Source organism: Variovorax sp. RA8 (genome assembly GCF_901827175.1).
Taxonomy (GTDB): domain Bacteria; phylum Pseudomonadota; class Gammaproteobacteria; order Burkholderiales; family Burkholderiaceae_C; genus Variovorax.
Window position 1 is genome coordinate 2152751 of sequence record NZ_LR594662.1, and the last position, 11585, is coordinate 2164335.

Sequence of the window (11585 nt, forward strand, 5' to 3'; positions counted from 1 at the left end):
ACCCGCGGCGGCCATCCTTGCGCCATCGGCCTGACATGAGCCGCAGGGCCGCTCCCAAGACGAATCCTGCAGCCGAAGGCGAGGCCGTCCAGTGAAGCCGCTTGTTCGAGTCCCCGAGGAGCCGTGATGTCCGATCTCCCGCTTGCCCCGTCTGTCGCCCTGTCCGTTGCTTTCCTGGTCCGCCTCCGCGAGCGGCTGCAGGCGCTGCTGGTGCTGCTGCATTGGCAGATGCGCGCGCCGCTGGCGCGCGAGCTGCGGCGCCTGCGGCCAGGCCCGGCCTCGCTGCTGGGCCACGCGCTGGCGGCCCTGCTGACCGGGGGCTGCGCCAGCCTGCCGCCGCCGGATGCCGCCCGTGCGCGCTCGACGGCGCTGGAGGAGGTGGCTCACACCCGCCTGGCCCAGGCGGCACGCGCCTCCGCGGCGGGCGTCGATCCGGCGCTGTCCGGCTTCCGCCTGCTGCCCGACGGCGACCAGGCACTGGACGCGCGCATCGCGCTGGCCCGCCGCGCCCAGGTCTCGCTCGACATCCAGTACTACCTGGTGGCGGCCGACGCGACCGGCCGGCGCTTCCTGCGCGAGCTCGGCGCGGCCGCCGCGCGGGGCGTGCGCGTGCGCCTGCTGGTCGACGACCTGTACGCCAACGACAGCCGCCTGCTGCTGGCCGGCCTGGCGGCCCAGGCGAACGTGGAGGTGCGCCTGTTCAACCCGCTGCCCCAGCGCGGCGGCAAGGTGGGCACGCGCGTGGCGCTGTCGCTGCACGAGTTCGAGCGCATCAACCGGCGCATGCACAACAAGCTCTTCATCGCCGACGGAACGTTCGCCGTGATCGGCGGGCGCAACATCGCCGACGACTATTTCGAGCGCGGCGAGCCCTCGAACTTCATCGACATGGACGTGCTGTGCTCCGGGCCGGTGGTGGATGGCTTCGAGACCGTGTTCGACCGCTTCTGGAACAGCGAGCAGGCCTGGCCCGTGCGGGCGCTGCTGCCCGAGGCCGATGACGCGCAAGCCTCCGCGCAGGCGTACGCGCAGGCGCTGCAGGGCCTGCGCGGCGACCCGCCGGTGGCGCCGCTCGACCGCTTGGGCTACCGCCCCGTGGCGGCCGAGCTCGACGAGGGGCGGCTGACCCAGCATTTCGCGCCCGCGCGGCTCTACGCCGACCGCCCGGAAAAGGCGGCCACCGAAGGCCGGCCGGCGCCGGAGGCCTTCGCCCTCGAAGGCGCGCTGCAGGCGATGCGCGAGGCGCGCTTCCAGGTGCTGGTCGCCACCCCCTACCTGGTGCCGGGCGAGCGCGGCCTGGCGCTGATGCGGCGCGCGCGCGACAAGGGCCTGCGCGTGATCGTCATGACCAACGCGCAGGCCGCCACCGACGAGCCGCTGGTGCACTGGGGCTATGCCCGCTATCGGGCCGAGATGGTGCGCCTGGGAGTGGAGCTCCACGAGCTCAGCCCGGCGCTGGGCCGCCGCGCCGACGCAGCGCCCGGCGAATCCGCCTCCTCGCTCGGCCGGCTGCACGCCAAGCTGGCAGTGATCGACGGGCGACGCCTGCTGATCGGCTCGATGAACATGGACCGGCGCTCGATGCGCGCGAACACCGAACTGGGCGTGCTCATCGACAGCCCGGCCCTGGCCGTCGAGGTGACGCAGACCCTGCAGCGCGACCGCGACGTCGGCAGCTACCGCCTGCGGCCGGCTGCACGCCGCCCCGGCAACCTCGAGTGGGTGGCGCAGGAGGCGGGGCGCGAGGTGGTGCACCCGCGCGAACCCGGCCTGGGCTGGGCCGAGCGGCTGCGGCTCGGGCTGATGTCGCTGTTCGTGGCGGAGGAGTTGCTTTAGGCTGCGGGCAAGGCCGGGAGCCGGGGCCGCTCATGACAGGCCAGGCGCGCCCTCGCTGACGAATAGCCGTCCAAAGTGTGGCCTTTTACCCGCATCCAACGCCGTTGCGAGGGCCAGGATCGGTCTGAATTGAGTACCTTCGGTTTAGCATTTGTCCGCCAAAGAGGGACCTCATGAATACCTACCGCACGCTCAACCAGGCCACCGGCGTCGCCCGCACGCTCAGCGCGCAAGACCGCACCGTCATCGTGTACCGGACTTCGGACGAGCGGTACGTAACGGCTTCGCCCAAGGACCCGGTCGCCGGAACGATCGAGGGCGTGTACCGCAACGGCTATGCGGTGCGGACGGTGCTGACGCGGGGGTAGGGGCCTTTTCGACTTCCTGGCTGCGTGGCCCTATGAGGCCCTGAGGCCCTGAGGCCCTGAGGCCCTGGGACACAGGACCAGCCGGGGGCGGCATTGCTCTGCCGTCCGGCTCGCCGCTGCGCGCCGCATGGCGTCGGCGCTTTCCTACATGGCATGTCCGCGCGCTCCGATCGGGCGTTGGCCGCCGAGGTTCTTTGATCGTCCCTCGATCCAGGCTTCGGACGGGAGTGACCCATGGCGCAGACCTGTGGCGCATGCCAGACCCTCAACAGGGATGTGGCGATCTACTGTCGCCGCTGTGCCGGAAGGCTCTCGGCCGCTTCGTGTGATCCGGGCGTGCATCCGGGCGTGCGCAATGCGCCGCTGCCGCCGCGCCGGTTGCCGGCCGCGCCGCAGCGCCTGCTGCCCCGGGTAGGCATGAGCCTTGTGGCGCTGGCGAAGGGACTGGACCCACCCGCGGTGTGGGTGTCGCTCCTGCTGCTCCTGTGGTCCGCCGCTTTCGTGCTCTGGCATGTGAGCCGTACCCACGCGCAACGCCCTGTCCCCGCGCGACCCGCGGCGGTCGCTGTCGTGCATCCGCCGCCCGAGCCCCTGGTCCAGGCCACAACGACCCAGGCACCACCTCACCGCGATACCACCCCGATCACCATTGCCGCAGAGCCCGCAGAGCCCGCAGAGCCCGCAGAGCCCGCAGAGCCCGCAGAGCCCGCAGAGCCCGCAGAGCCCGCAGAGCCCGCGAAGCGCGCGAGCGATGTTCCCCTGGAGACCGTCGTGCAGTTCTATCGCGCGCTCTCCATCGGCGACGGCCATGCCGCTGCCGCCCTGGTCGCGCCCGCCAAGCGAGGCGTCGGCGCGTTCGACCCTGTCGGCATGTCGAGGTTCTACGGCTCGCTGCGGCAACCGCTCGTCCTGCGGTCCGTCCGCCGTCTCGATGGCAGCCGCATAGAGGCTCGCTACAGCTACAGGGCCACGATTGCCCGCTGCGAGGCGACTGCCATCGTGGAAACGGAGCGGGTCCGCGATGCGGCGGTGATACGCGGCATACGCGCCAATTGCTAGTTGCCCACCAACTCCGGAATCCAGGCACGCCGTCGGCCACGTCGACGCGCTGGAGCGTATCGAGGGCGGCTGTGGCCTTTCCCGGCAAGGCGGCGGGCGATCTGACGGCGCGCCTGGTGCTGCTCGATCGGCGCTGATCGACTCGCCGCAAAGAAGTCATTCGCGGCGCGGCAGAAGCCCGAATCGAGATTCTCGTTTTTTGTTGCGCATCAGGAACAGATCCGTCAGGGATCGCGAAACTTCGCCTGGGAACTGCGGGCGGCACTGGGCTGTGCATGTTGGCGCAAATGGATGCGTCGCCGCAGGTTCCGCTTACAGGAATTCATCATGCCAGTCCCACATCTCATCATCTCGGCCACGCTGATGCTGTCTTTGCTGTTGAGCGCATGTGGCGGCGGTGGCGACGATGGAAGCGGATTCGCCCGGCTGGCTGCTCTTGGAGCTGCGGGCCCGGTCACCGACGCCACGGAGCCAGGGACCCACACCACCGGCATGACCGATACCCCTGGCACAGGGACCGATATCCCTGACACAGGAACGGGTGCCGCGGGGACAGGCACCGATCTCGCGGGGACCGGCACCGCTGGCGCAAGCACAAGAACATTGGTGGCAATAAAGGCTGAGGCTCCCGGCACTGGCTGCGCCAGCGGTGGCATACGCATCGACGCGGGGCTGGACAGCGATGGCAATGGCGCGGTTTCGGCCAGCGAGGTCAGCAGCACCCAGTACGTGTGCGCTGGTGCTGCGGATTCCTCCGCAACGCTGGTGCAAATGCGCGACGAACCCAGCAGCGCATATTGCACGGCTGGAGGCAAGGCGATCAAGGTGGGGATGGATGGCAACGCCAATGGCCAGCTCGAAGCGGCCGAAACCAGCAGCACGGGCTACGTGTGCAACGGCACGGACGCCGGCAACGTCGCGAGCGCGCTCAACATGCTGGCGAGCATCGCCAGCGAGGCCGCGGGAGCGACTTGCGCCTATGGCGGCAACAAGGTCATCACGGGGGTCGACAGCAATGCGAACGGCGTTCTGGATGCGGACGAAGTCAGCGCCACGGGCTACGTCTGCAACTGCGCGGCCGGCGCCTGGGTCGGCGTCACCGGCGCGGCGGTGCAGGCGCAGTCCAACACGTGCTACATCGCCCGCAGCGATACGGCGCAGCTGGTGGTGACCTTGCCTGCCAACCCCGCCGTCGGCGATCTGGTGCGTGTCAAGGGCGCCGGGCTGGGTGGCTGGAAGATCGCGCAGAACGCGGGGCAGGCCGTCAACGCGAAGAACCTGGGCGCCGTCGCTGGCGTGCACTGGGTGGCCCGCGATTCCAGGCGGGATTGGCGAGCGGTGGCTTCCTCGGCCGACGGCAGCAAGCTGGTGGCGGTAGTGGCGGATGAGCAGATCTACACCTCGACCGACAGCGGCGTGAGCTGGACTGCGCGCGAATCCGGCAGCCGGGATTGGAATTTGGTGGCCTCCTCAGCCGACGGCAGCAAGCTGGTGGCAGCAGTGTCGTTTGGCCGGATCTACACGTCGACCGATAGCGGCGCGAGCTGGACGGCGCGCGAATCCGGCAGCCGGAATTGGTCCGGGTTGGCCTCCTCGGATGACGGCAGCAAGCTGGTGGCGGTGGTGCGCGGGGGCTATATCTACACTTCGACAGATGGCGGCGCAAGCTGGACAGAGCGCCATTCCACGCAACCGTGGGAGTCGGTAGCCTCCTCGGCCGATGGCCGCAAGCTGGTAGCGGCCGTGGACGGCGGGCAGATTCATACCTCGACCGACAGCGGTGTCAGCTGGACAGCACGCGAGTCTTACCGAGTCTGGATTGCAGTCGCCTCGTCGGCCGACGGCAGCAAGCTGGTGGCATTGGATTGGCTCGGCCTGATCTATACCTCGACCGACAGCGGAGTGACGTGGCAAGAGCGCCAGACCAACCAAGGCTGGTCGACGGTGGCCTCCTCGGCCGATGGCGACAAGCTGGTGGCGGGGCCGAGATGGCGCGACAGTCCGATCTACACCTCGATCGACAGTGGCGCGACTTGGAGGGCGAGCGAATCCAGGGGGTTGTGGAGGTGGGTGGCCTCCTCGGCCGACGGCAGCAAGCTGGTGGGGGTGGCGGCGGACTCAAGTCTTGCGACGATCTACACCTCGACTGCATCGACCACCCCTGGTGTCGGCGGCTCGATCAGCGGCACCTCGTCCGACACCATCGAGCTGCAATACGTCGGCGACGGCATGTTCACCGTGCTGGGCCACGTGGGTAGCCCGACTGTTCAATGAAGCATGCATGCAATGCATGCAAGCGCCGAGCGGTGCGCAGCTATTTGCGGGACAGTACAACTAGCCGGGTGGCATCCGCTCGAATGCCTTCAGCGAAGGATCGATGGGGTCCCACGTCAACGCGCGCACGCTGTAGGTGAGCACCTGCGGCGCGAAGCGCTCCGGCTCATCCAGGCTGCCCGCATGGACCGCGATCAGCTCCGGCGTCTCTGAGAAGCTCAGGTAGACCGGCGTTCCGCAGACGGGGCAGAAGGCGTGATCCTTCACGTTGCCGCTGTCGGCCGAGACTTTCCAATGCGTCGCCTCGCCGGTGATCGTCATCTCCGCCCGCGCGGGAAAGGTCAGGTAGGAACCGTGGCCCGTGCCGCTGCGTCGCTGGCAGTCGAGGCACTGGCAGTGGTTCTGGAAAATGGGCGCGTGCTTCGTTGCGTAGCGGATCGCGCCGCACGCACATCCGCCGGTGTAGGGCAGGCTCATACGAACAACTCCCGGTTCAGGCCAATGAATCAAGCCGCCTTGGGCTTGGCGAAGACATCGATGCCCTGCCCGGTTTCCAGCAGGGACTTCAGGCTGGAAAGGACGATCGGCCAGCCCTGCTGGACGCCCTTGGCCATTCCGCTGCCGGCCTCGAGTTCGTCGTGGGTGACTGTCAGGCGCACCATCTCCTCGTACGCCGCGACGTCGAAGCTCACGCGGCTGTAGCTGGCCGGATCGGCCGCCTGCGAGGGGCTCGCCCACGTGATGACCAGGCGCGCCGGCGGCACGACCTCGACCACCTTGCCGACCACCTGGACCGTGCGTTGCTCGTCGGCGCGCACGTGCTCCCAGGTCGATCCGGGCTTCCAGTCGGAGACGTTCTCGTGGCCCCAGTAGCGCCGCGCGATCTCCGGTTTCATGATGGCCTCGAACACCTTTTCCGGCGTCGAGCGGATGTAGGTCACATAAACGAAGCTGGTCTTGCTCATCGTCACTCTCCTTCGAGTTGTTTCTTCAGGTCGTGCAGCAGGCTGAGCCGCTGGCGTTCGAATTTCCGCACCCACCGCTCGTAGACCTCGTGCAGCGGCACCGGGTTGATGAAGTGCAGCTTTTCCCGGCCACGCCAGACCGTGCTCACCAGGCTTGCCGCCTCGAGAAGCCCGATGTGCTGCGTGACCGATTGCCGCGCCATGTCCAGGTGCTCGCAGAGCTCGCCCAGCGTCTGCCCGTTCCGCTCGCAGAGCAGGTCGAGCAGCTTTCTGCGCGTCGGGTCGGCCAGCGCCTTGAAAACCTTGTCAGCGTCCATTCGTGTGTTTGTGCGTGAGCGGATTATGCAGGTAAATGCCTGCATGTCAAGCGGGGCATCGGTCTGCGTGCCGCGGCCGCGGCACTACCACCCATGTGCGCGGCAAGGACGTTTTTGCGCGTCCTGACCGGCACCGCCGCACTGCTGCTCCAGGCTGAGCAGCGCACGAATCTGGAGCCCGGCCGGCCCTCAGAGATCCGGCTGTCCCATCGCCGGGTCGCTCACCGAATGCCGGCCGGTCTCGACGCGGCCGGCAATGCGGCGGTAGTAGGCCGGGTCGGCATCGCAGGTCACCTCGAAGTCGTACCAGTAGCCGCTCGCCTCGATGTCCCAGTGCTGCTCCTCCTCGCTGCCGCCCTTCACGCGCACGGTCCAGGGGCCGTCGTTGCGATAGGCGCGCGACTTGATCGTGAAGACGCAGGCGCGCTCGCCGTCGTTGCGCAGCTTCAGGTGCAGGTCGCCGCGGCGCCGGTGGTAGCCCACGCGGATCTCCGGCTCGGGCGCCTTGCCCGCGCGCAGGCGGTTCAGGTCGCCCTTAAAGTGGCGATGAAAGCCGTTCGGCCCGAGCACCCACAGGTCGTAGAGGCCGGCGTTGTCCGTCATCGCGGCCCAGTCGTCATCCAGCCGCTCGTTGGGCTCCACCATGTAGCGGCGCGGCAGCCGCTCCAGGTGCAGCGTGTCGTAGACGTGGAACACGGCCCCTTGCTCGCCGCTGTTGGCGAACACCAGCTTGATCGTGCCCTGCCGCGAGTTGCTGCGCGCGCTCACATGAAGCTCGTAGGGCAGGGCGCGCGAGGGCCGCGTGCCGGTGGCCTGCACCGGCAGCAGCGGGCTCGCGGGCGGGACGATCTGGGGCAGTTGCTGCTGCGCGGCGCGCAGCGCGTCGGCCTGGCTCAGGGTCTTGCGTCCCTGCAGCGTCGGCAGCGGCTCGTTGTTGGGCCGCTCGAAGTTGAAGCAGCTCGTGAGGTCGCCGCACACCGCGCGGCGGTAGCGGCTGATGTTCGGCTCCTTGACGCCGAAGCGCTTCTCCAGGAATCGGATGATCGACGTGTGGTCGAAGACCTGCGAGTTGACCCAGCCGCCGCGGCTCCAGGGCGAGATCACATACATGGGCACGCGCACGCCGGGGCCGTAGACGCGGCCGTCGGGCTTCGGCTGGCTCGTGGTGCCGGGCGGGTTGGGGTGGACGAAGCGTTCGAAGGCGATGTCCGATTCGCGCAGCGTCGTCTTGCCGGCAGGCGTGCCATCGGGGTTGAGCGAGGGCGCCGAGGGCGAGGGCACGTGGTCGAAGTAGCCGTCGTTCTCGTCGAAGTTGACCAGCAGCACGGTCTTGCTCCAGACCTCGGGCACGGCGGTCAGCGCGTCCAGCGTCTCCTGGATGTACCAGGCGCCCTGCACCGGGCTCGAGGGGCCGGGGTGCTCGGAGTAGGTGGCCGGCGCGACCACGAAGGACACCTGCGGCAGCCTGCCGTTCTTGATGTCGTTGCGGAAGGACTCGAAATAGGCGTTCGCATCGCCCAGCGGGCCCGGCATCGTATTGGCGATGCCCTTGTACAGCGGGTTGCCGGCGTCGTCGCTCGCCGGATCGTAGGCGGGCGAGAGCGCCTCATTGCTCACTGGCTTGCCCGAGGCCTCGTTGGCCTTGCGGTACTGCCTGAAGCCGGCCAGCGCGTTGTCGCCGAAGTTGTCCGGCATGTTCTGGTAGACGATCCAGCTGACCTTGGCTTCCTGCAGCCGCTCGGGGTAGGTCTTCCAGTCGTAGCCCAGCGCCGAGGAATCGATGGAGTCCCATTCGTTGTTCACCGTGGCCACGCCTGCGCCCGTCGGGCCGTTGGTGCCGGCCCACATGAACATGCGGTTGGAATTGGTGCCGGTGTGCATCGAGCAGTGGTACGCGTCGCACAGCGTGAAGGCATTGGCCAGCGCGAACTGGAAGGGCAGCTCGGCTTCCTTGTAGTAACCCATCGAGGCCGGCGTCTTGTGGCGCACCCATTGCTCGATGCGGCCGCCGTCCCAGGCGTTCTGGCCGTCGTTCCAGCTGTGCGGCGTGCCGCTGACGCGCTGCGCGTTGCCTTTGGTGAAATCGAGGTGGTAGGGCAGCACCGGCTGGCCGGCAGCGTTGTTCTGCTGCCAGACCTTGCGCCCGCCGGGCAGCGGGATGGTGAAGCGGTCGCCGAAGCCGCGCACGCCGCGCAGCGTGCCGAAATACTGGTCGAACGACCGGTTCTCCTGCATCAGGATCACCACGTGCTTGACGTCTTGGATGGTGCCGGTCTCGTGGTGCGCGGGGATGGCGAGTGCCTTGCGGATGCTGGGCGGGAAGGCGGCCAGCGTGGCGGCGGCGATGCCGGTGGTGGCGGTGCCCTGGATGAATTGGCGGCGCGAGCTCATGGGGTTCTTCTCCTCGTCGATGGGGTTGTCCGGCGCAGCGGGCGCGCGCCGCTTGTTGTGGGTGGCAAGACTAGGCATCGCCGATGTCAGCGCCGTGAAGGAGCGGTGACGTGCATGCGACGCGGGGGCATACTCGAAAAGTTCTCAACTCGCCTGAATCACTTCGAATGGACAAGGAAGTCGACCCCGACGTACTCGCGGTCATCAACGAAAAGCGCCTGACAGGGGAGAAGCGCACTCCCGTCGACATCATCGCCAGGATGGGCGTGCCCGATGCGCGCCAGAAGGCGTCCGACCACGCCTGGCTGGCAACGGGCGACAAGGTCATCACCACGATCTGGGCGGAGCTCGTCAGCGTCGCTGCAGACGGGCGTTGGTTTTGCCTGGAGTCCCTCGATGCCGAACACCGCATCGGCGGCGGCGATCGCAGCGCGACGCAGGTGCAGCGAGCCACCAACCGCCTCGACCTGCTCAAGCGCTCGCTGAATGCGGGCCAGGGCGTGCGGGCCGTGTTGCAGACGAACCGCGTTCCCATTCGCGAGCTGGAGACCGACAGGTCGGCCAAGGTGTCGATACGCGTGCCGGACGACCAGGAGTGGCACGTCGCGTCCTGGGATGCCGACCTGAAAATGGCGGTGCTGGCCCGCGGCCCGCGCGGATGGCTTCCGACCGATGACGACGTGCAGGCTGCACGCGCGCGGGGCGGCATTCCTGCCCCGCCGCCGCCTGCCTCCGGCCCGGCCTCCCTCGAAGAGGTCCAGGCGGCGGCCATGGACCACCTGACGCGGCACTTCTCGGGCTATGGATACAAGACCGAGAACGTGTCGGGCCAGGCGCTCGGCTACGACATCGAGGTCTCCGACAAGAAGGGTGCCAGCTTGCTCAAGCTCGCAGTGAAGGGAACTGCGCCCGGCTTCGCCGGCTTCAGGCTTTCGGCCGAGGAGCGTGCGTGCGCCAAGCGGGGAGATCCCTGGCGCCTCGCGGTGGTCACGGACGCAGGCGGACCGGCACCCCAGCACAAGATCTACAAGCCTGCCGAGATCGACCAGGTGCCCGGACTCGACCCCTCGGACGGATAGGCGCCCTGACGATGTTTGTCAGATGCTTCGCCCGGGCTCGATGGGCGAGCCGCTTTCGGGTGATCGCTCGTCGACGTCCGTGTCGCGCAGGGGCAGTCGCACGGCGAACATCGAGCCCTTGTCCTTGCCGTCGCAGCGGACCTCCACGAAGCCGTGGTGCGCGTCGATCAAGTCCTTGACGATCGACAGCCCGACGCCGAAGCCGCCGGAGGACTGACCCGGGTTCTCCTGAGTGAAGAGATCGAAGATGACCGGCAGCAGCTCAGGCGCGATGCCAACGCCGGTGTCCTGAACCTTGATCACCGCATAGTCTGCCTCCACGGTGCAGTGCGCCCATATCTGGCCGGCCTCGGGGGTGTACTTGATCGCGTTGTGCAGGAGGTTGAAGACGATCTGGTGGACCCGCTGGCGATCCGCGCGAATGCGCACGGGCGACGGCGGAACGATGACGAAGAGTTCCTGCCGCTTGCTGGCGGCCTGGCTCCGTATCGTTTCGACAATCTCGACCAGCTCGGCGCCGACATCGAGGTCTTCCTTGAAGAGCTGGAGCCTGCCTGCTCCGATCCGTGCCACATCCATCAGGTCGCGCATCATGCGTTCCATGTGGGCGACCTGGCGCTTGACGATGGCGAGGGGCAGCTTGTTGCGGCCGCTCGTGTCCGTCTGCTCGAGCAGGCTGGCGACGTTCAGGATCGGCGCCAGCGAATTCCGGACCTCGTGCGTCAGGCGGCCGAAGAACATGTCGCGGCCTTCCAGGTCGCGTTTAACTGCGTCCAACCGGTTCTGCAGCGTTTCGACGTGCGAGCGCTTGTTCGTTCGCTCGCTCACGACCTTGGCGAAGCCGACCAGCTGGCCGTCTTCCTTGAGCGACACCAGCGAGCCGAACACCCAGATCAGCGCGCCGTCCTTGCGCAGGTGCCAGCGGTCATCCTCCGAGCGGCCGGCGGACACCGCGATGTCGCGCTCGTGCTGCGGCATGCCGAGTGAGCGGTCATGCTCGGTGAACAGGAAGTCCAGCGGCTTGCCCAGCACCTCTGCCTCGGCGTAGCCGAACATGGCTTCGGCAGCGCCCCGCCAGCCGGCGATGTTGCTCCGCCGGTCCAGCATGATGAAGGCGTGATCCGGCGCCTGGTCCCAGAGCAGCTGCAGCAGTCTTTCCGAATCGGGTTCGGCGCTGTCTGCGTCTCCAACGGGAGTCTGTGCGCGCTTTGGTGGTGCGTTCATGAGCCACCGCGCGCCGCCTCGTTCGTTGCTGTCATCGTGCTTCAACCATGCCGGCGCTGCGTTGTAAATGCT

The 11585-nt window shown here is 68.0% G+C and carries 10 protein-coding genes; 5 read left to right on the forward strand and 5 right to left on the reverse strand.

What is annotated here, in order from left to right:
* Window positions 1–126: 126 nt before the first annotated feature.
* The 4 genes from E5P3_RS10245 (at window position 127) to E5P3_RS10260 (ending at window position 5537) form a co-directional block, all read left to right on the forward strand.
* Window positions 127–1836: a phospholipase D-like domain-containing protein gene (locus tag E5P3_RS10245; RefSeq protein ID WP_162585873.1), complete on the forward strand. Its 1710-nt coding sequence runs from the start codon at window positions 127–129 to the stop codon at window positions 1834–1836.
* A gap of 173 nt (window positions 1837–2009) precedes the next feature.
* Window positions 2010–2204, forward strand: a complete 195-nt coding sequence (locus E5P3_RS10250; protein WP_162585874.1) for a hypothetical protein — start codon at window positions 2010–2012, stop codon at window positions 2202–2204.
* 276 nt (window positions 2205–2480) lie between these two features.
* Window positions 2481–3263, forward strand: coding sequence for a hypothetical protein (locus tag E5P3_RS10255; RefSeq protein WP_162584101.1), 783 nt, complete (start codon window positions 2481–2483; stop codon window positions 3261–3263).
* Between the two features lie 327 nt (window positions 3264–3590).
* Window positions 3591–5537 carry a WD40/YVTN/BNR-like repeat-containing protein gene (locus E5P3_RS10260; protein ID WP_162585875.1) on the forward strand — a complete coding sequence of 649 codons (1947 nt, stop codon included), beginning with the start codon at window positions 3591–3593 and terminating at the stop codon, window positions 5535–5537.
* Window positions 5538–5597: 60 nt separating this feature from the next.
* On the opposite strand, the gene E5P3_RS10265 is transcribed toward E5P3_RS10260, so the two are convergent.
* The 4 genes from E5P3_RS10265 to E5P3_RS10280 all read right to left on the reverse strand — a co-directional run bounded on the left by E5P3_RS10265 (window position 5598) and on the right by E5P3_RS10280 (window position 9210).
* On the reverse strand, window positions 5598–6014 hold the full coding sequence (locus E5P3_RS10265; protein WP_162585876.1) for a GFA family protein: 417 nt from the start codon (window positions 6012–6014) through the stop codon (window positions 5598–5600).
* Window positions 6015–6043: 29 nt separating this feature from the next.
* On the reverse strand, window positions 6044–6502 hold the full coding sequence (locus E5P3_RS10270) for an SRPBCC family protein (RefSeq protein ID WP_197893953.1): 459 nt from the start codon (window positions 6500–6502) through the stop codon (window positions 6044–6046).
* Between the two features lie 2 nt (window positions 6503–6504).
* The gene (locus E5P3_RS10275; protein ID WP_162585878.1) at window positions 6505–6819 is read right to left on the reverse strand and encodes an ArsR/SmtB family transcription factor; all 315 of its coding nucleotides are present in this window, start codon (window positions 6817–6819) and stop codon (window positions 6505–6507) included.
* 189 nt (window positions 6820–7008) lie between these two features.
* Window positions 7009–9210 (reverse strand): phosphocholine-specific phospholipase C, encoded by a 2202-nt coding sequence (locus E5P3_RS10280; protein ID WP_162589627.1) that lies wholly within the window; start codon window positions 9208–9210, stop codon window positions 7009–7011.
* Between the two features lie 167 nt (window positions 9211–9377).
* On the opposite strand from E5P3_RS10280, the gene E5P3_RS10285 reads away from it, so the two are divergent.
* On the forward strand, window positions 9378–10289 hold the full coding sequence (locus tag E5P3_RS10285) for a protein NO VEIN domain-containing protein (RefSeq protein ID WP_162585879.1): 912 nt from the start codon (window positions 9378–9380) through the stop codon (window positions 10287–10289).
* A gap of 18 nt (window positions 10290–10307) precedes the next feature.
* On the opposite strand, the gene E5P3_RS10290 is transcribed toward E5P3_RS10285, so the two are convergent.
* Window positions 10308–11513 (reverse strand): PAS domain-containing sensor histidine kinase, encoded by a 1206-nt coding sequence (locus tag E5P3_RS10290; RefSeq protein ID WP_162585880.1) that lies wholly within the window; start codon window positions 11511–11513, stop codon window positions 10308–10310.
* Window positions 11514–11585: the final 72 nt, after the last annotated feature.

Bases quoted from the DNA above. Each gene is read 5' to 3' on its own strand.
- E5P3_RS10245 (WP_162585873.1), top strand. From the start codon at position 127: ATGTCCGATCTCCCGCTTGCCCCGTCTGTCGCCCTGTCCGTTGCTTTC.
- E5P3_RS10250 (WP_162585874.1), top strand. From the start codon at position 2,010: ATGAATACCTACCGCACGCTCAACCAGGCCACCGGCGTCGCCCGCACG.
- E5P3_RS10260 (WP_162585875.1), top strand. From the start codon at position 3,591: ATGCCAGTCCCACATCTCATCATCTCGGCCACGCTGATGCTGTCTTTG.
- E5P3_RS10265 (WP_162585876.1), bottom strand. From the start codon at position 6,014: ATGAGCCTGCCCTACACCGGCGGATGTGCGTGCGGCGCGATCCGCTAC.
- E5P3_RS10270 (WP_197893953.1), bottom strand. From the start codon at position 6,502: ATGAGCAAGACCAGCTTCGTTTATGTGACCTACATCCGCTCGACGCCG.
- E5P3_RS10275 (WP_162585878.1), bottom strand. From the start codon at position 6,819: ATGGACGCTGACAAGGTTTTCAAGGCGCTGGCCGACCCGACGCGCAGA.
- E5P3_RS10280 (WP_162589627.1), bottom strand. From the start codon at position 9,210: ATGAGCTCGCGCCGCCAATTCATCCAGGGCACCGCCACCACCGGCATC.
- E5P3_RS10285 (WP_162585879.1), top strand. From the start codon at position 9,378: ATGGACAAGGAAGTCGACCCCGACGTACTCGCGGTCATCAACGAAAAG.
- E5P3_RS10290 (WP_162585880.1), bottom strand. From the start codon at position 11,513: ATGAACGCACCACCAAAGCGCGCACAGACTCCCGTTGGAGACGCAGAC.